Annotated in this window: 14 protein-coding genes; 4 read left to right on the forward strand and 10 right to left on the reverse strand. The window is 62.4% G+C overall.

Going from position 1 to position 19,576, the window contains the following annotated elements; all coding sequences use genetic code 11:
- Positions 1–297, reverse strand: a complete 297-nt coding sequence (gene ihfB, locus E8E68_RS24375; RefSeq protein ID WP_003252675.1) for an integration host factor subunit beta — start codon at positions 295–297, stop codon at positions 1–3.
- 785 nt (positions 298–1,082) lie between these two features.
- Here ihfB and E8E68_RS24380 point away from each other — a divergent pair.
- The gene (locus E8E68_RS24380; protein ID WP_110745547.1) at positions 1,083–1,538 is read left to right on the forward strand and encodes a transposase; all 456 of its coding nucleotides are present in this window, start codon (positions 1,083–1,085) and stop codon (positions 1,536–1,538) included.
- Positions 1,539–1,696: 158 nt separating this feature from the next.
- On the opposite strand, the gene rpsA is transcribed toward E8E68_RS24380, so the two are convergent.
- From rpsA to mtnA, 7 genes are all read right to left on the reverse strand, one after another.
- Positions 1,697–3,373, reverse strand: a complete 1,677-nt coding sequence (gene rpsA, locus E8E68_RS24385) for a 30S ribosomal protein S1 (RefSeq protein ID WP_003252673.1) — start codon at positions 3,371–3,373, stop codon at positions 1,697–1,699.
- Positions 3,374–3,497: 124 nt separating this feature from the next.
- Positions 3,498–4,184, reverse strand: a complete 687-nt coding sequence (gene cmk / locus E8E68_RS24390; protein ID WP_266031484.1) for a (d)CMP kinase — start codon at positions 4,182–4,184, stop codon at positions 3,498–3,500.
- Entirely contained in the window at positions 4,181–6,388 is a 2,208-nt protein-coding gene (locus E8E68_RS24395) for a bifunctional prephenate dehydrogenase/3-phosphoshikimate 1-carboxyvinyltransferase (RefSeq protein WP_280345831.1), read from the reverse strand. Before E8E68_RS24395 ends, cmk begins: the two co-directional genes overlap by 4 nt.
- Before the next feature lie 197 nt (positions 6,389–6,585).
- Complete coding sequence (pheA, locus tag E8E68_RS24400) at positions 6,586–7,680, reverse strand: prephenate dehydratase (RefSeq protein ID WP_110745550.1); 1,095 nt, start codon at positions 7,678–7,680, stop codon at positions 6,586–6,588.
- Positions 7,680–8,765: a 3-phosphoserine/phosphohydroxythreonine transaminase gene (serC, locus tag E8E68_RS24405; RefSeq protein ID WP_266031482.1), complete on the reverse strand. Its 1,086-nt coding sequence runs from the start codon at positions 8,763–8,765 to the stop codon at positions 7,680–7,682. Before serC ends, pheA begins: the two co-directional genes overlap by 1 nt.
- Positions 8,766–8,963: 198 nt before the next feature.
- Complete coding sequence (gene gyrA, locus E8E68_RS24410) at positions 8,964–11,729, reverse strand: DNA gyrase subunit A (protein ID WP_280345691.1); 2,766 nt, start codon at positions 11,727–11,729, stop codon at positions 8,964–8,966.
- A gap of 408 nt (positions 11,730–12,137) precedes the next feature.
- Positions 12,138–13,214 carry an S-methyl-5-thioribose-1-phosphate isomerase gene (mtnA, locus tag E8E68_RS24415; protein WP_110745552.1) on the reverse strand — a complete coding sequence of 359 codons (1,077 nt, stop codon included), beginning with the start codon at positions 13,212–13,214 and terminating at the stop codon, positions 12,138–12,140.
- A 110-nt stretch (positions 13,215–13,324) separates the two neighbouring features.
- Here mtnA and ubiG point away from each other — a divergent pair, with 110 nt between their 5' ends.
- The 3 genes from ubiG (at position 13,325) to E8E68_RS24430 (ending at position 15,504) form a co-directional block, all read left to right on the forward strand.
- Entirely contained in the window at positions 13,325–14,023 is a 699-nt protein-coding gene (gene ubiG / locus E8E68_RS24420) for a bifunctional 2-polyprenyl-6-hydroxyphenol methylase/3-demethylubiquinol 3-O-methyltransferase UbiG (protein WP_012271034.1), read from the forward strand.
- A gap of 2 nt (positions 14,024–14,025) precedes the next feature.
- Positions 14,026–14,697, forward strand: a complete 672-nt coding sequence (mupP, locus tag E8E68_RS24425; RefSeq protein ID WP_280345695.1) for an N-acetylmuramic acid 6-phosphate phosphatase MupP — start codon at positions 14,026–14,028, stop codon at positions 14,695–14,697.
- Positions 14,698–14,763: 66 nt separating this feature from the next.
- Positions 14,764–15,504 (forward strand): YciK family oxidoreductase, encoded by a 741-nt coding sequence (locus E8E68_RS24430; RefSeq protein ID WP_280345698.1) that lies wholly within the window; start codon positions 14,764–14,766, stop codon positions 15,502–15,504.
- 124 nt (positions 15,505–15,628) lie between these two features.
- Here E8E68_RS24430 and E8E68_RS24435 read toward each other — a convergent pair whose 3' ends face one another.
- On the reverse strand, positions 15,629–16,414 hold the full coding sequence (locus tag E8E68_RS24435; protein WP_280345701.1) for an iron-containing redox enzyme family protein: 786 nt from the start codon (positions 16,412–16,414) through the stop codon (positions 15,629–15,631).
- A gap of 30 nt (positions 16,415–16,444) precedes the next feature.
- Positions 16,445–18,901 (reverse strand): EAL domain-containing protein, encoded by a 2,457-nt coding sequence (locus E8E68_RS24440; RefSeq protein WP_110745555.1) that lies wholly within the window; start codon positions 18,899–18,901, stop codon positions 16,445–16,447.
- Positions 18,902–19,576 lie beyond the last annotated feature (675 nt).

Genomic DNA, 19,576 nt, shown 5'->3' on the forward strand with positions numbered 1-19,576 from the left:
TCAGGCTTCGGCCTCGTCTTCTTCATTGACGCGGTCGCGCAGTTCCTTGCCGGGTTTGAAGTGCGGCACGAACTTGCCTTCGAGGCTGACCGACTGGCCGGTCTTGGGGTTACGGCCTACGCGTGGGGCGCGATAGTGCAGCGAGAAGCTGCCAAAACCGCGAATCTCGATGCGATCGCCGGTAGCCAGGCATTGTGACATCTGTTCAAGCATGGTCTTGATGGCCAGCTCAACGTCCTTGGACGATAGCAGCCCCTGATGGGTGACAATACGTTCGATCAGCTCCGACTTCGTCATATTTTTCCCTTCGTTATCAAGCAGCTAGATCATTGCTTAACCAGTTTGTAGCACGCTGGGAAGGATTTGAACAGGGTGGTTCTTGACTTAATAAAAAAATTCAAGATTGAAGTTTTACGGGAATGGTCTACATGCCGTGCGCTGACAGGCTTGGCATGATGGGTGGCGGGCCGCCAACCACAGGGGTCTGAGGGTACGGCGATAGGGATGCGTCGCCCGTGAGACCGAGCGCCGCCCGCGCGGCGCATCGCGAGCTGCGCTCGCTCCTACGGTTGTTTCGGGCCAATTATTTCTGGGGGATTTGCGCGCGAACGCCTTGGCGCATGTCGCGATATTGCGTCGTACGAACAAGGCGGTCGCGCGCGCCTGTCACAGGCGTGACTGGCCCGAAATAAATGTAGGAGCGAGCGCAGCTCGCGATGCGCCGCGCGGGCGGCGCTCGATTTCTGCCACACCCTAAAACCCACGCCAAACACACCCGGCCATTGCGCAACCTCATGCCATGCGCTGTGGCTTCAAGGGTATGGCGGTAGAAGTACGTCGCCTGTGAGACCGAGCGCCGCCCGCGCGGCGCATCGCGAGCTGCGCTCGCTCCTACGGTTGTTTCGGGCCAGTTATTTCTGGGGGATTTGCGCGCGTACGCCTTGGCGCATCTCGCGATATTGCGTCGTACAAACAAGGCGGTCGCATTGGTGCGCGTTTACATACTGCAAATTTCTATCGAATCGACTCCTGCATGGGCTGGCTACGCTAATCGAGCACATACTCGCCCAAGGATGAACGCAATGCCCAACCCTCATGGCTGCAGGCTTCGCCGCGCAAGATGCTCAGTGCCAGGCAGGCTCTACATGCTGACTACCGTCACTCACCTACGCAGGCCTTTGTTTCAGGACCTTCGCTTTGCACGACTGGTCATTCAGAACCTCCGTTACGCGGAAGAACAACACCATTGCCGATCACTGACCTGGGTCGTAATGCCAGACCATGTGCACTGGCTGATTGAGCTGAAAGAAGTGACGCTTGGCACATTGATGCAACGTTTCAAATGCCAGTCCAGCAATGCGCTGCACAAGGCCGGAGCGAAGGGGAAGCCGGTGTGGCAGGCAGGTTATTACGACCGGACCTTGCGCAAGGACGAGGATGTTTTCAAGGTCGCGAGATATATCGTTGCCAATCCGGTAAGGGCAGGATTGGTGGCCACGGTTGGTGATTATCCACATTGGGATGCGGTGTGGCTTTAAGGGTATGGCGGTAGAGATGCCTGGCCCGGGCGGCGCTCGATCTCACTGGCGACATAACCCTTACGGCAAACACTCCCCCACCACCCCACTACCCCACCAATAAAAACGCAAAAAAAAGGGCGACCCGAGGGTCGCCCTTTTTACCGATCAAACAGAACTCAGTTCTGCTTGGCCATTGCTTCGCGCAGCAGCGCAGCCATGGTGGTGTCGGCAGCAGCTTCCGGAGCGTTTTTCAGGCTCTGGATAGCTTCGCGCTCTTCAGCGTCGTCTTTCGATTTGATCGACAGGCTGATAACGCGGGACTTGCGGTCAACGCTGATGATCTTGGCTTCGATCTCTTCGCCTTCCTTCAGAACGTTACGCGCGTCTTCAACGCGGTCACGGCTGATTTCGGAAGCCTTCAGAGTAGCTTCGATGTCGTCGGCCAGGGTGACGATGGCGCCTTTGGCGTCAACTTCTTTCACGATGCCCTTGACGATAGCGCCCTTGTCATTGACAGCAACGAAGTTGGAGAACGGATCGTCTTCCAGCTGCTTGATGCCCAGGGAGATGCGCTCGCGCTCTGGGTCGACCGACAGGATGACGGTTTCCAGCTCGTCGCCCTTCTTGAAACGACGTACGGCTTCTTCGCCGGTTTCGTTCCAGGAGATGTCGGACAGGTGAACCAGACCGTCGATGCCGCCGTCCAGGCCAATGAAGATACCGAAGTCGGTGATCGACTTGATGGTACCGGTGATCTTGTCACCCTTGTTGAACTGGCCGGAGAAGTCTTCCCATGGGTTGGACTTGCACTGCTTGATGCCCAGGGAGATACGACGACGCTCTTCGTCGATGTCCAGAACCATGACTTCCACTTCGTCGCCAACCTGAACGACTTTCGACGGGTGGATGTTCTTGTTGGTCCAGTCCATTTCGGAAACGTGTACCAGACCTTCAACGCCTTCTTCCAGCTCAGCGAAGCAGCCGTAGTCGGTCAGGTTGGTAACGCGAGCCTGTACGCGAGTACCTTCTGGGTAACGGGCAGTGATAGCGACCCACGGATCTTCGCCCATCTGCTTCAGACCCAGCGAAACGCGGTTGCGCTCGCGGTCGAACTTCAGAACGCGTACGTCGACTTCGTCGCCAACGTTAACGATTTCCGATGGGTGCTTGATGCGCTTCCAGGCCATGTCGGTGATGTGCAGCAGGCCGTCGATACCGCCCAGGTCCACGAATGCGCCGTAGTCGGTGAGGTTCTTGACGATACCTTTGACTTGCTGGCCTTCCTGCAGGGTTTCCAGCAGGGCTTCGCGCTCGGCGGAGTTCTCGGCTTCCAGCACGCTGCGACGGGAAACGACAACGTTGTTGCGCTTCTGGTCCAGCTTGATGACCTTGAATTCCAGCTCTTTGCCTTCCAGGTGGGTGGTGTCGCGCACTGGGCGGACATCAACCAGGGAGCCCGGCAGGAACGCACGGATGCCGTTAACGTCGACAGTGAAGCCGCCCTTAACCTTACCGTTGATAACGCCCTTGACCACTTCTTCGGCGGCGAAAGCTGCTTCCAGAACAATCCAGCACTCGGCGCGCTTGGCTTTTTCACGGGACAGTTTGGTTTCGCCAAAGCCGTCTTCGACCGCGTCCAGCGCAACGTGAACTTCGTCACCGACCTTGATGGTCAGTTCGCCAGCTTCGTTGTAGAACTGCTCGAGCGGGATGACACCCTCGGACTTCAGGCCAGCGTGTACGGTAACCCAGTCGCCGTCGATGTCGACAACGATACCGGTGATGATGGCACCCGGCTGAAGATTGAGGGTTTTCAGGCTTTCTTCAAAGAGTTCTGCAAAGCTTTCGCTCATTTTAATTCCTGTAGATTCGGGCGAAACAAACGCCCCTCGCCACATTCCAGACAATGTGGGTCTGTTTTAAGTAAAGGAGGGCCGGCAAGACGTTGACTGGTGAACCTGCCTGCTCTCCTGGTGATCAGAGAAGGTCGCGCTGGGCGATCTCGCTCCTGATACGTTGCAACACCTGCTCGATGGACAACTCGGTAGAGTCCAACTGAATGGCATCTGCCGCTGGCTTCAGCGGGGCCACTGCACGTTGGGTGTCACGCTCATCACGCGCACGAATCTCATCCAGCAGACTCGACAGACTAACATCTTCACCCTTGCCCTTCAACTGCAGGTAGCGCCGACGTGCGCGCTCCTCCGCACTGGCGGTAAGGAAGACCTTCAACGGCGCGTCCGGAAACACCACGGTACCCATGTCGCGGCCGTCGGCGATCAGCCCAGGCAGCTCACGGAACTCGCGCTGGCGAAACAGCAGCGCATCACGCACGGCCGGCAGCGAAGCCACCATTGACGCACCGGCACCGACGGTCTCGGTACGGATGACGTTGCTGACGTCCTCGCCCTCCAGGATGATCTGTTGCAGCTTACCGGGCTCGGCAGCGATGAACTGCACATCCAGATGGGCGGCAAGCCTGGTCAGCAGTTCTTCGTTGGTCAGGTCGACGCCATGGTTGCTGGCGTTGAACGCCAGCAAACGGTACAGCGCGCCGGAGTCCAGCAGCTTCCAGCCCAGCTCGCGGGCCAGCAGGCCGGCGACCGTGCCTTTGCCCGAGCCGCTCGGCCCGTCAATGGTGATGACCGGTGCCTGCGAATTCACGACTTGCCCTCTTCCGCCACGCGGATGCCGACTTCGGCGCACAGTGCCAGGAAGTTCGGGAACGAGGTGGCGACGTTGGCACAGTCATGAATGCGAATCGGCGCGCTGGCGCGCAGCGAGGCCACGCTGAAGGCCATGGCGATGCGGTGGTCACCGTGACCATGCACTTCGCCGCCACCCAACTGGCCGCCGTCGATGATGATGCCGTCCGGGGTCGGCTCGCACTTGATACCCAGGGTGATCAGGCCATCGGCCATGACCTGGATGCGGTCGGATTCCTTCACCCGCAGCTCTTCGGCGCCACGCAGCACGGTACGCCCTTCGGCGCAGGCAGCGGCCACGAACAGTACCGGGAATTCATCGATGGCCAGCGGCACCAGCTCTTCCGGGATATCGATACCTTTCAGCTTGGCACCGCGCACGCGCAGGTCAGCCACCGGCTCGCCACCGACTTCACGCTGGTTTTCCAGGGTGATGTCGCCGCCCATCAGGCGCAGGATGTCGATCACGCCGGTACGGGTCGGGTTGATGCCCACATGTTCCAGCACCAGCTCGGAGCCTTCGGCGATGGACGCGGCCACCAGGAAAAACGCCGCCGAGGAAATGTCGGCCGGCACTTCGATGCGGGTCGCGGTCAGCTTGCCGCCAGATTGCAGCGACGCTACCGGGCCATTGCTCTCGACCGAGTAACCGAAGCCGCGCAGCATGCGCTCGGTATGGTCACGGGTCGGCGCCGGCTCGGTCACGGTGGTCTTGCCTTCGGCATACAGGCCAGCCAGCAACAGGCAGGACTTGACCTGGGCGCTAGCCATCGGCAGCGTGTAGGTCAGCCCCTTGAGCTTGTGGCCACCGCGAATGGTCAATGGCGGGCGGCCTTCCGGGCCGGTCTCGACCACCGCGCCCATTTCGCGCAGCGGGTTGGCCACGCGGTTCATCGGCCGCTTGGACAGCGAGGCGTCACCGGTCATGGTCACGTCGAACGGCTGGCCGGCCAGCAGGCCCGACAACAGGCGCATCGAGGTGCCGGAGTTGCCGACGTACAGCGGCCCGGGTGGCGGCTTGAGGCCGTGCAGGCCAACGCCATGAATGGTCACGCGGCCGTGGTTGGGGCCTTCGATGACCACACCCATGTCACGGAAGGCCTGCAGGGTCGCCAGCGCGTCCTCACCTTCGAGAAAACCTTCGACCTCGGTAGTGCCTTCGGCCAGCGAGCCGAGCATGATCGAGCGGTGGGAAATCGACTTGTCGCCCGGTACACGGATCCGCCCGTTCAGGCGGCCACCCGGCTGGGCCAGGAAAATCAGATCGTTGGCGTTCATAGCGTCCACATAGGCCCGACGGGCCAGGATTTTACTGAAATGCTCGCGGGCAACCCGTGCGCGGGTGAACACACCCAGCAGCTGGTGCCCGTCCCCTTCAGCGATCGCGTCGCGCAGGGCGTCGAGATCGCTGCGATATGTATCAAGTGTGCGCAGGACAGCGTCGCGGTTGGCGAGGAAGATGTCGTGCCACATGGTCGGGTCGCTGCCGGCGATTCTTGTGAAATCGCGGAAGCCTCCCGCAGCGTACCGGAAGATCTCGAGGTTTTCATTGCGCTTGGCCAACGAATCGACCAAGCCGAAGGCCAGCAAGTGCGGCAGGTGGCTGGTGGCGGCCAGCACTTCGTCGTGGCGCTCGACCGACATGTGCTCCACATCGGCGTCCAGCGCTCGCCACAGGCGGTCGACCAGAGCCAGTGCGGCAGGGTCGGTTTCGGCCAGCGGCGTAAGGATGACCTTGTGCCGACGGAACAAGGCGGCGTTGGAAGCCTCTACTCCGCTCTGCTCGGAGCCGGCGATGGGGTGGCCGGGAACGAAGCGCGGCAGGCGTTCGCCGAAGACCGAACGCGCCTCACGGACGACGTTGCCTTTGGCACTGCCGACGTCGGTGATGATGGCGGCACCCAGGTCGAGCACGGCCAGGCGCGCAAGCACCTTTTCCATGGCCAGGATCGGCACGGCCAGCTGGATGACATCGGCCCCCACGCACGCGGCCGCGAGGTCTTCTTCGCAGCGGTCGACCACGCCCAGGGCCACGGCCTGCTTGCGCGAGGGGGCGTCCAGGTCGACACCGACCACTTCACGGCACAGGCCGCTTTCACGCAGGCCCTTGGCGAACGAGCCACCGATCAGGCCGAGGCCGACCACGACCAGGCGGTTGATGATGGGTGCGGGTTTGGTTTTTGCTGCTTTTACCACTGGTGCGAACCCTGTTCAGAAATCTAGACAGCCTGTGAGGGCCATTGGGGCCGCGGCGCGGCCCTTCGCGGGCTCGCCCGCTCCCACAGAGATCGGCATCACATGCTCACTGAGGGAGCGGGCATGCCCGCGAAGGGCTGCAAGGCAGCCCCAAGGGCCTTGTATCAAAGCACTGCCTTCGGATAAGAGCCCAGCACCTTCAGCGCCACAGCTTCCTGGCTGATCTGCTCGAGTACTGCCTTGATCAGCGGGTCACGGTGGTGACCAACGAAGTCGATGAAGAACACGTAGGTCCACTTGCCGCTGCGCGACGGGCGGGTCTCAATGCGGGTCAGGTCGATGCCGTTCTGGTGGAACGGTACCAGCAGCTCGTGCAGGGCACCGGGCTTGTTGCTCATCGAAACGATGATCGAGGTCTTGTCGTCGCCGGTCGGCGGCACTTCCTGGTTGCCGATCATCAGGAAGCGCGTGGAGTTGTCCGGGCGGTCCTCGATCTTTTCAGCCAGGCGGGTCAACCCGTACAGGTTAGCCGCCATATCGCCGGCGATCGCCGCGGAATTCCACTCGCCTTTGACCCGCTTGGCCGCTTCGGCGTTGCTCGAAACGGCCACGCGCTCAACGTTCGGGTAGTGCGCATCCAGCCACTTGCGGCACTGGGCCAGCGACTGGGCGTGGGAGTAGATGCGGGTGATGCTGTCGGTCTTGGTGCTCTCGCCCACCAGCAGGTGGTGGTGGATACGCAACTCGACTTCGCCGCAGATCACCATGTCGTGCTCGAGGAAGCTGTCCAGGGTGTGGCTTACCGCGCCTTCGGTGGAGTTTTCCACCGGCACCACGCCGAAGTTGACGGCACCGGCCGCCACTTCGCGGAACACTTCGTCGATGGCCGCCATCGGCCGGCTGATCACCGCGTGGCCGAAGTGCTTCATGGCCGCGGCCTGGGTGAAGGTACCCTCAGGGCCGAGGTAGGCGATTTTCAGCGGCTCTTCCAGGGCCAGGCACGACGACATGATCTCGCGGAACAGCCGCGCCATCTCTTCGTTGCCCAAAGGCCCCTTGTTACGCTCCATCACGCGCTTGAGCACCGCAGCTTCACGCTCGGGGCGGTAGAACACCGGCTTCTCGCCTTCTTTCAGCGAGGCGGTCTTGACCCGGGCGACTTCTTCGGCGCAGCGGGCGCGGTCGCTGATCAGCTCGAGAATTTTCTCGTCGAGGCTGTCGATGCGTACGCGCAGCGCCTTGAGTTCCTGTTCGGACATCAGCCGTGCTCCTTCTCGAATTCAGCCATGTAGCCTACCAGCGCTTCAACCGCTTCCAGGCCCAGGGCGTTGTAGATAGAGGCGCGCATGCCGCCCACCGACCGGTGGCCCTTGAGGTTGAGCAGGCCACGGGCGTCGGCGCCGGCGAGGAAGGCCTTGTCCAGGCGCTCGTCAGCCAGGCGGAACGGCACGTTCATCCACGAACGGGCGTTGACGCTGATCGGGTTGGAGTAGAACTCGCTGCTGTCGATAAAGCCGTACAGGCGGTCTTTCTTGGCGCGGTTGCGCTGCTCCATGGCAGCGACGCCACCCTGCTCTTTCAGCCACTCGAAGACCAGGCCCGAGAGGTACCAGGAATAGGTGGCCGGAGTGTTGTACATCGAGCCGTTGTCAGCCGAAACCTTGTAGTCGAGCATGGTCGGGCAGCTGCTGCGGGCATGCCCCAGCAGGTCTTCACGCACAATCACCACCACCAGGCCACTTGGGCCGATGTTCTTCTGCGCGCCGGCGTAGATCAGGCCGAACTGCGACACGTCGATCGGGCGCGAGAGGATGTCAGACGACATGTCGACCACCAGCGGAACGTCACCGGTCTGTGGCACCCAGTCGAACTGCAGACCACCGATGGTCTCGTTGGACGCGTAGTGCACGTAGGCGGCGCCCTTGGTCAGGTTCCAGTCGTTCTGGCCCGGGATGGCCAGGTAGTCGTAGGGCTTGGCGCTGGCAGCGACGTTGACGTTGCCGAAGCGGCGCGCTTCCTCGATGGCCTTTTTCGACCAGATGCCGGTCTCGATGTAGTCGGCGGTGCCGTTTTCCGGCAGCAGGTTCAGCGGGATTTCGGCGAATTGCTGGCTGGCACCGCCCTGCAGGAAGAGCACCTTGTAGTTGGAGGGGACGGACAGCAGGTCACGCAGGTCCTGCTCGGCCTTTTCGGCGATGGCCACGTAATCGTCGCTGCGATGGCTCATTTCCATCACCGACAAGCCCTTGCCGTTCCAGTCCAGCATTTCAGCCTGGGCGCGCTGCAATACAGCATCAGGAAGCGCGGCAGGGCCTGCGCAGAAGTTAAAGGCTCGTTTGCTCACATCCACTCTCGCTCTGCCAAATAGAACTTGTGGGAGCGGGTTCACCCGCGAACAAGGGCAGCCCTTGCCAAGCACCGCGGTGCCTTCTTCGCGGGTGAACCCGCTCCCACAGGGTTTTGCATTGCCCTCTGGGGCTTTGCCATCGCTAGTCAGTCAAACGGGGCGACCTTGGTCGCCCCGTTCGGGTTTTACGCTTGTTTACTCCTGCGGGGCCTCTTCGGCGCCTGCAGCTTCATCATTGTCTGGCGCTTCGGCCTCGACGCCCTCCTCGTCCGCCTCGATGACCTCATCGAGTTCGTCCTCGGACGGTTCCTGGATCCGCTCCAGGCCCACCAGCGTTTCGTCAGCGGCCAGCTTGATCAGGGTCACACCCTGGGTGTTACGGCTCAGGCTGGACACCTCGCCAACCCGGGTACGCACCAGCGTGCCCTGGTCGGAGATCAGCATGATCTCTTCGCCTTCCTGCACCTGGATAGCACCGATCAGCAGGCCATTGCGCCCCTTGGTACCCATGGCGATCACGCCCTGGCCACCGCGCCCACGACGCGGGAACTTGGACAGCGGGGTGCGCTTGCCAAAGCCACGTTCGGAGGCAGTGAGGATCTGCGAACCGGATTCCGGGATCAGCATCGAAATGATCTGCTGGCCTTTGCCCAGCTTCATGCCGCGCACACCACGGGCATTACGGCCCATTTCGCGCACCACGCTCTCGGCGAAGCGGATGACCTTGCCGGCGTCGGAGAACATCATGACTTCCTTGGCGCCGTCGGTGATGGCCGCGGCGATCAGGGTGTCGCCTTCCTTCAGCTTCAAGGCGATCAGGCCATTGGAGCGCGGACGGGCAAACTGCACCAGCGGGGTCTTCTTGACGGTACCCGAAGCGGTTGCCATGAAGATATACGCGCCGGTCGGCTCTGCCACCCACTCTGGGGTATCGCCGTCTTCTTCGTCGACTTCTTCCGCCTCTACCAGCTCACCTTCAAGCACGGTGTCATCGGCGTCTTCCAGCTCTTCTTCAAGGTCGGCGTTCTGCTGCAGCGCCTCGAGGTCGATCTGCAGCATGGCGGTGATACGCTCACCTTCTTCCAGCGGCAGCAGGTTGACCAGCGGGCGACCACGCGCAGCACGGGACGCTTCAGGGATTTCGTAGGTTTTCTTCCAGTACACCTTGCCCTTGCTGGAGAACAGCAGCAGCGTGGCATGGCTGTTGGCGACCAGCAGGTGCTCGATGTAGTCCTCGTCCTTCACGCCAGTCGCCGACTTGCCTTTGCCGCCACGGCGCTGGGCCTGGTAAGCGGACAATGGCTGGGTCTTGGCGTAACCGCCGTGGGAGATGGTCACCACACGCTCTTCTTCCGGGATCATGTCGCCGTAGTTGAGGTCGTGGCTGGCATTGAGGATTTCGGTGCGGCGGGCATCGCCGTACTCGGCACGAATGGCTTCCAGCTCTTCGCGGATCACTTCCATCAGGCGCTCTGCGCTGCTGAGGATGCGGATCAGCTCACCGATCTGCTCGAGGATTTCCTGGTACTCGGCCAGCAGCTTCTCGTGCTCCAGGCCAGTCAGACGGTGCAGGCGCAGGTCAAGGATGGCCTGGGCCTGTTCCGGCGACAGGAAGTACTTGCCTTCGTGCAGGCCGTACTGCTCCGGCAGGTCCTGAGGGCGGCAGGAGTCGGCACCGGCGCGCTCGACCATGACCTGCACCGCGCTGGATTCCCACGGCGTGGAAACCAGGGCTTCCTTGGCTTCGGACGGGGTTGGCGAGGCCTTGATCAGGGCAATGACCGGGTCGATGTTGGACAGCGCGACTGCCTGGCCTTCAAGGATGTGGCCGCGTTCGCGGGCCTTGCGCAGCTCGAATACGGTGCGGCGGGTCACCACTTCACGGCGGTGACGGACGAACGCTTCAAGCAGGTCCTTGAGGTTGAGCAGGCGCGGCCGGCCGTCGACCAGGGCCACCACGTTGATGCCGAACACGCTCTGCAGCTGGGTTTGCTGGTAGAGGTTATTGAGCACCACCTCCGGCACCTCGCCGCGACGCAGCTCGATGACGATGCGCATGCCGTCCTTGTCAGACTCGTCGCGCAGCTCGGTGATGCCTTCGATCTTCTTCTCTTTGACCAGCTCGGCGATCTTCTCGATCAGGCGGGCCTTGTTCAGCTGGTACGGCAGCTCGGTGATGACGATCTGCTGGCGACCGCCGACCTTGTCGATGTCCTCGATCTCGGAGCGTGCGCGCATGTAGATGCGGCCACGGCCGGTACGATAGGCCTCGATGATGCCCTGGCGGCCGTTGATGATGCCGGCAGTGGGGAAGTCCGGCCCAGGGATGAACTGCATCAGCTCATCGATGGTGACTTCCGGGTTGTCGATCAGCGCCAGGCAGCCATCGATGACTTCACCGAGGTTGTGCGGCGGAATGTTGGTTGCCATGCCCACGGCGATACCGCTGGAACCGTTGACCAGCAGGTTGGGGATGCGCGTCGGCATGACCGCCGGGATCTGCTCGGTGCCGTCGTAGTTGGGCACCCAGTCGACAGTTTCCTTGTGCAGATCGGCCAACAGCTCGTGGGCCAGCTTGGTCATGCGCACTTCGGTGTATCGCATGGCCGCGGCGTTGTCGCCGTCCACCGAACCGAAGTTGCCCTGGCCGTCGACCAGCAGGTAACGCAGCGAGAACGGCTGGGCCATACGCACGATGGTGTCGTAGACCGCAGTGTCGCCGTGCGGGTGGTACTTACCGATCACGTCACCGACCACACGGGCGGATTTCTTGTACGGCTTGTTCCAGTCGTTGCCCAGTTCGCTCATCGCATAGAGAACGCGACGATGCACGGGCTTCAAGCCGTCACGCGCATCGGGCAGCGCTCGCCCGACAATCACGCTCATCGCGTAGTCGAGGTAAGACTGTCTCAGTTCGTCTTCGATATTGACCGGGAGGATTTCTTTGGCCAGTTCGCCCATGAGAAGCCTGATTCCTTTTTCTGGTGAAACTTCGCAGCTCCATCAAGGGCCGAACGAAGCTCGCCGCCGCAGCGCATAGGGTGCGACGACTTACGACAAATCAATGAGTTGTGCCATGGATCTGCGCAATGAAGGCCGCCGTGATGGGCGGTCTTGGAAACTGCCGGATGTTATCACAAAGGCGGGGGCGGTGGGGAGATCTGTACGGCAGTGCACGGTCATTGTGGGAGCGGCCTTGTGTCGCGATGGGGCTGCGCAGCAGCCCCGGCAATTTTTGCTTCTTCGCCAGGATCCGGGGGCCGCCTGGCGGCCCTTTCGCGACACAAGGCCGCTCCCACACGGATCGCGCCAGCTTTTAGAAATTGAGCAAGACAGTTGCCCCCACGAGGTGCTTGTTCTATCAGGCTGTCAATGCAACCGCTTGCGGCACATCAACTGGGCCAGCTTGGCGGTATCCGGGCGTTCGACAATGCCGCGCTCGGTCACGATCACGTCGATCAGGTCGGCCGGGGTCACATCGAATACCGGGTTGAACACCTCGACATCGGGCGCCACCCGGGTACCGGCGTAATCCAGCAGCTCATCGGCCTCGCGCACTTCCAGCGGGATATCTTCGCCCGTGGCCAGGTTCAGGTCGATGCTGGTACTCGGCGCCACCACCATGAAGCGCACGCCATGGTGCATGGCGCTGACCGCCAGCTGATAGGTGCCGATCTTGCCGGCCATATCGCCATTGGCGGCAATGCAGTCCGCCCCCACCACCACCCAGGTGATGCCCTTGGTTTTCATCAGGTGAGCCAGCGCCGAATCGGCGCACAGGGTCACCGGAATGCCTTCATTGGCCAGCTCCCAGGCGGTCAGGCGCGAGCCTTGCAGCCAGGGGCGGGTCTCGCCGGCATACACCCGCTCGACCATGCCCTCCAGGTAACCGGCGCGGATCACCCCCAGCGCCGTGCCAAAGCCACCACTGGCCAGCGCACCGGCATTGCCATAGGTGAGCAGCGTCTGGGCGTTGCCCTGGTGGCGGCGAATCAGCTCGATGCCGTGCTGGGCCATGGTCAGGTTGGCTTCACGGTCGCTTTCGTGGATGGCCACCGCTTCGGCTTCCAGCGCTGCCAATACGTCTTCGTCCGGGCGCAGGCGCTGCAGGCGCTCGCGCATGCGGTTCAGCGCCCAGAACAGGTTGGCGGCAGTGGGGCGCGCCTCGGCCAAGCTGAGGAAGTCGTCTTCCAGGTCCATTTCCCAGTCGCCGCCTTCGGCCAGCCGCTCTTCCAGGGCCAGCACCAGGCCATAGGCGGCAGCAATACCGATCGCCGAGGCACCGCGCACGGCCATGTCGCGGATCGCTGCAGCGACCTGCGCGACATTGTCGCAGGCCAGCCAACGCTCCTCCGACGGCAACAGGCGCTGGTCGAGCAGGTGCAAGATGCCGCCCTGCCAGCGGATCCCGGTCACCTTCTCCGCCGCCAAAAGTCGCTCGCGCATCGCCTCTCCCCGTCGTTCGGATATCAAAAGCCGGCGATTATAGCGACCCTGGGGCCCGAGCGCTCGGGTATACTCCGACGCAATTTTGCGAAGTTTCAGAGGACTGTTCAATGAGCAACGTCGACCGCGCCGAAATCGCCAAGTTCGAAGCGCTGGCCCACCGCTGGTGGGACCGCGAAAGCGAGTTCAAGCCGCTGCACGAAATCAACCCGCTGCGCGTCAACTGGATCGACGAACGCGCCAGCCTGGCCGGCAAGAAAGTGCTGGACGTAGGCTGCGGCGGCGGCATCCTCAGCGAAGCCATGGCCCTGCGCGGCGCCACGGTCACCGGTATCGACATGGGTGAGGCGCCACTGGCGGTGGCTCAGCTGCACCAGCTGGAGTCCGGCGTGCAGGTAGAGTACCGGCAGATCACTGCCGAAGCCCTGGCCGAAGAAATGCCCGAACAGTTCGACGTGGTCACCTGCCTGGAAATGCTCGAGCACGTGCCCGACCCGTCTTCGGTGATACGCGCCTGCTACCGCATGGTCAAGCCGGGCGGCCAGGTGTTCTTCTCCACCATCAACCGCAACCCCAAGGCTTACCTGCTGGCCATCGTCGGCGCCGAATACATTCTGAAAATGCTGCCGCGCGGCACCCATGACTTCAAGAAGTTCATCCGCCCGTCCGAGCTGGGTGCCTGGAGCCGCGATGCCGGCCTGCAGGTGAAGGACATCATCGGCCTTACCTACAACCCGCTGACCAAGCACTACAAGCTCAACAGCGACGTCGACGTCAACTACATGATCCAGACACTGCGCGAGGAATGAGCATGCGTTTGCGAGCAGTACTCTTCGACATGGACGGCACCTTGCTCGACACGGCGCCGGACTTCATCGCCATCTGCCAGGCCATGCTCGCCGAGCGCGGCCTGCCGGCCGTCGATGACAAGCTTATCCGCGACGTGATTTCCGGCGGCGCACGCGCCATGGTCGCCGCCACGTTTGCCATGGACCCGGACGCCGAGGGCTTCGAGCCCCTGCGCCTGGAGTTTCTCGAGCGTTACCAGCGCGACTGCGCGGTGCACAGCAAGCTGTTCGACGGCATGGGCGAGCTGCTGGCGGACATCGAGAAAGGCAACCTGCTGTGGGGCGTGGTCACCAACAAGCCGGTGCGCTTCGCCGAGCCGATCATGCAGCAGCTGGGCCTGGCCGAGCGCTCGGCACTGCTGATCTGCCCGGACCACGTGAAGAACAGCAAGCCCGACCCCGAGCCGCTGATCCTGGCCTGCAAGACCCTGGGCCTGGACCCGGCCACGGTGCTGTTCGTCGGCGACGACCTGCGCGACATCGAGTCGGGCCGCGACGCAGGCACCCGTACGGCGGCCGTGCGCTACGGCTATATTCATCCAGAGGACAACCCCAACAATTGGGGTGCCGACGTGGTGGTGGACCACCCGCTGGAATTGCGCAAGGTGATCGACAGCGCGCTGTGCGGCTGCTGATTTGCCATGGCTGGAGCCCGGTTCCACAGGGATCGGCGCCACCCCAATGAACAAGGGAAAATGCTGATGTTCGACTACACCGCCCGCCCCGACCTGCTGCAAGGCCGGGTCATCCTGGTTACCGGTGCCGGCCGCGGCATCGGCGCTGCGGCAGCCAAGGCGTATGCCGCGCTGGGCGCCACCGTGCTGTTGCTGGGCAAGACCGAGGCCAACCTGAACGAGGTCTACGACCAGATCGAAGCTGCCGGGTACCCGCAGCCTGTGGTCATCCCGTTCAACCTGGAAACCGCCCTGCCCCACCAGTACGACGAGCTGGCCGTAATGATCGAGGACCAGTTCGGCCGCCTGGACGGCCTGCTGAACAACGCCTCGATCATCGGCCCGCGCACGCCGCTGGAGCAGCTGTCGGGTGACAACTTCATGCGTGTGATGCACATCAACGTCGACGCCACCTTCATGCTCACCAGCACTCTGCTACCGCTGCTGAAGCTGTCGGAGGATGCCTCGGTGGTGTTCACCAGCAGCAGCGTCGGGCGCAAGGGCCGGGCTTACTGGGGCGCCTATGGCGTGTCGAAGTTCGCCACCGAGGGCTTGATGCAGACCCTGGCCGACGAGCTGGAAGGCGTGGCGCCGGTACGCTCCAACAGCATCAACCCGGGCGCCACGCGCACGGCGATGCGGGCGCAGGCGTACCCGAGCGAGAACCCGCAGAACAACCCGCTGCCGGAGGACATCATGCCGGTGTACCTGTACCTGATGGGGCCGGACAGCAAAGGGGTGAATGGGCAGGCGTTCAACGCCCAATGATGTTTTGCCTGTACCGGCCCTTTCGCGGGTGAACCCGCTCCCACAGGTAGTGCCCTGCCCTCGTGGGCATTGAAGTCCTGTGGGGGGCGGGCAAGCCCGCGAAGGGGCCGGCACAGGAAAGCGATCAACCCGCAGCCAACGCGGGTCGGATACGGCCTTGCTGGCGCCCTTCCAGCTGCATGCACCGCTCCAGGAACAGGTACATGCAGTCGTAACTCTTGCAGATCGCCCTGCGCAACTCGGTGCGCAGCCCCAGGGTCGGATTCTCACCGGCCAGGGTACAGATGATCTCCAGCGCCTCCCACGGGTGCGCATCGTCATACTGGGCGTGCATCTTCAACCACTTCATCGCCCGTTTGCGGCCTTCCTCGGGGAAACCCTGCGCATAGGTATCGGTCGAGCACACCACCGCCGACCATTCGCCGGTCGCGCCTTCGATGGCGTAGTTGGTCGCGGCCATTGAAATGGCCAGGTTCTCGGTGGCACACACCCGCCAGCACCAGTCGTTCAGGCCATTCAGCTCGGGTGGCACTTCCTGCGCCTGCAGTTCGTGCAGGTGCACGCCATGCGCCTGGCACCAGTTTACCCAGTAGTCCGCATGGTTGAGCTCCACCCGGATGTTGCGCATCAGCCAGCGCCGGGCCATGTCTTCGCCCTGATGGCGGCCATAGCGGGTCTTGGTCAGGTTATGCGCCATGTACAGCGAAAACTGCTCGACCACCGGCCAACCACCGATCAGGTACTGACGAATGGTCGATTGCTTCAGCTGGCCATCGCGCAGGCGTGCATAGAACTCATGCTCGACCACCCGGCGCTTGCTCTCGCGGCAGTCCTCAATCAGTTGCTGGGCCCATTGGGGGTAGCTGGCGGGGTCCATCAGTGGCCCGATACGAATGAATGCATCAATCACTTTCAGCTCCTTGATCCATGTGATTTCTAGCTAGCGAAACGTGCCAGGTGCCCGCTGCAACAGAGGCCGGGTGGCGATCCGTTGGCGCTGCAGACTGTCACAGGTGAACACCTGGGGGCGTTCGATCAGGTAGCCCTGGGCGTAGTCCACGCCGATTTCCTGCAGGGCTTGCTCGATCAAGGGTGTTTCGACGAACTCGGCAATGGTGCGCTTACCCATCACATGGCCGATGTGGTTGATGACCTCGACCATGGCCCGGTTGACCGGGTCGTCGAGCATGTCCTTGACGAAACTGCCGTCGATCTTCAGGTAATCCACGGGCAAATGCTTGAGGTAGGCGAACGAGGACATGCCGGCGCAGAAATCATCCAGCGAGAAGCGACAACCCAGCCCTTTCAGCTCGTTGATGAAGCGAATGGCGCTGCCAAGGTTGGCGATGGCGCTGGTTTCGGTGATTTCGAAGCAGATCATCCGCGGCGGAATGGCGTATTCGACGAACAGGCGCTGCAGGTACTCGAGGAACTTGTCATCACCGATGCTTGAACCAGACAGGTTGATCGCGCAGATCGATAACGGCCCTTCGCGCCCTTCGTCCAGGCACTGGCGGATGACCAGGAACACATTGCGCACCACCCAGCGGTCCAGCGCAGTCATCAGGCCATAGCGCTCGGCCGCCGGGATGAAACTGTTGGGCAGAATGGTGCGGCCGCTCTCGTCATGCAGGCGCAGCAGGATTTCGATATGGCCTGGGCCTTCGAAGCTTTTCAGCGGGGCAATTTCCTGGGCGTACAGGCAGAAGCGGTTTTCTTCCAGGGCCACATGCAAGCGCTGGATCCAGGCCATTTCGCCGAAGCGCATGGACAGTTCGCTGTCGTCGGCATGGTACACCTGCACGCGGTTGCGGCCCTTCTCCTTGGCCATGTAGCAGGCCATGTCGGCGGCCCGCAGCGAGGTTTCGAGGGTGCCGGGGGCCTGGGCGATGTGCACCAGGCCGACGCTGACGGTGGTGACGAACGGCCGCCCCTTCCACACGAAATGCAGGCTCTGCACCAGCTGGCGCAACTGCTCGGCGATACGCTCGGCCTGGTCCGGCGGGCAGTTTTCCAGCAACACGCCAAACTCGTCCCCGCCCAGCCGGGCCAGGGTATCGCCTTCGCGCAGGCCGGATTGCAGCACGGCGCAGATATGTCGCAGCAGCTCGTCGCCGGCGGCGTGGCCGCAGGTGTCGTTGACCAGCTTGAACTGGTCGAGGTCGAGGAACATCAGCGAGTGGCGCCCAGCCTGGCGCGCCAGGCCATTGAGCGCCTGCTCCAGGCGGTACTCGAACTCGCGGCGGTTGGCCAGCCCGGTCAGGGCGTCGTGGGTGGCCTGCCAGGACAAGTTGGCGATGTACTGGCGCTCCTGGGTCATGTCGTGCAGCACCAGCACGATACCGTTGACCTGGCCGTCGTTGACGATCGGTGAGCCCACCAGGTTGATCGACACCGTGCTGCCGTCCAGGCGCTGGATCAGCCGGGCATGCTCGGCGCCGCCCTTGAGGCTGCCGCTGAGCACCTGCTCGACCAGGCTGCGGCCGTCTTCCTCGGCCTGCTCGTCAACCAGGCTGAACAGCGCCGACAGCGGCAGGCCCTGGGCCTGGGCGGCCTGCCAGTGGGTCAACTGCTCGGCGGCCGGGTTCATGTAGCCGATGCAGCCCTCTACATCGGCGGTGATCACCGCATCGCCGATGGCCCGCAGGGTAATCTGTGCCCGCTCTTTTTCTTCCTGCAGGGCGCTGGCAAAGGCTTGGCGCTGGGCCAACAGCTTGCTGGAACGGCGCCAGGCAATCGCAATCAGGAACATCGCAGTCAGCAGGTTGGTGACCAGCAGCACCCGCAGCAACATGCGTGAGCCTTCGCCCAAGGCATCGCTGAAGGCCTTGGCGGCCGGCGTGACGCCTTCGTTGATGGTGACGATGCGGGCCTTCCAGCCGTTGATCGTCTGCGCATCGACTGGGCCGGCGTCGTACCGCTGGCGCATCTCGACGGCCAGCACATCCAGCTTGGCCAGGTAGTCGTCACCGATGCTCCAGTAGTCGATGGCCGTCTGCATGTAGCTGATGCTGCGGAAGTTGCGGTAGAACCAGATGATCCCGTCGACATCGTCGGGGTGGTTGCCCCCCTGCAGGACCGCCTGGCGCGCGGCGTCCAGGTCGGGGCCGGGCTGGTCCAGCACTTCACGTACCCGTTGGTCGCCCAAGGGTACGGTTATGGCCTGGCGATAATGCTGGTAGGTACTTGGGTCGTTGGTTTCGGCGTAAAGGGTGAGGTAATAGATGGCATCTTTCTGGGCCTTGGACCAAAGACTTTCGCCCGCCACATAGGCACGCACGGCCGAGAGCGTATAAAGGCTGAGGCTACCCAGCGCCACCTGGAAGACCACAACGGCGATGAAGGGCCATGTGATGCCAAGCAGCTTCGGCGCTTCGAGTGTGCGATGTCCCTTCATGGAGTCCCTGTCACAGAGCAGATAAGGCGAAGATCGACCCAGACAAGCACAGCGTAGGCCATTTGCCATCGTTGTGGAGGGGATTTTTATGACAAGGAATCGGGGAATTTGTACAGCGTTTGCGCTGGCCATAGCGGGAGCGGGCTTGCCCCAAAACTGACACCGCGGGTGATGGCACGGGCTTCGCCCGTGTTCGCGGGGCAAGCCCGCTCCCACAGGGATTGCGCTAGATTTCAGAAATTGTGCAAGACAGTTGTTTCCCCCAGGTACTGCATCAGCCTCAAGCCCACAGGGATCGCGGTAGATTCCAGAAATTGAGCAAGCCAGTTGTTTCCCCAAGTACTGCATCAGCCTCAGCCTGCGGGGTACCTGTGGGAGACAGTTGTTTCCCCGGTACTGCATCAGCCTCAAGCCTGCGGGCTACCTGTGGGAGCGGGCTTGCCCGCGAAGAATCCAGCATGGTGGATGGCACCGGCTCCGCCGGTGTTCGCGGGGCAAGCCCGCTCCCACAGGGGATCGCGCTAGATTCTAGAAATTGAGCAAAGCAGTTGTTTCCCCAGGCACTGCATCAGCCTCAAGCCCACAGGGATTGCGGTAGATTCTAGAAATTGAGCAAGCCAGTTGTTTCCCCAGGTACTGCATCAGCCTCAAGCCCACAGGGGTTGCGCTAGATTC

It is taken from the genome of Pseudomonas sp. BN607, from assembly GCF_029871175.1.
Classification (GTDB): Bacteria; Pseudomonadota; Gammaproteobacteria; order Pseudomonadales; family Pseudomonadaceae; genus Aquipseudomonas.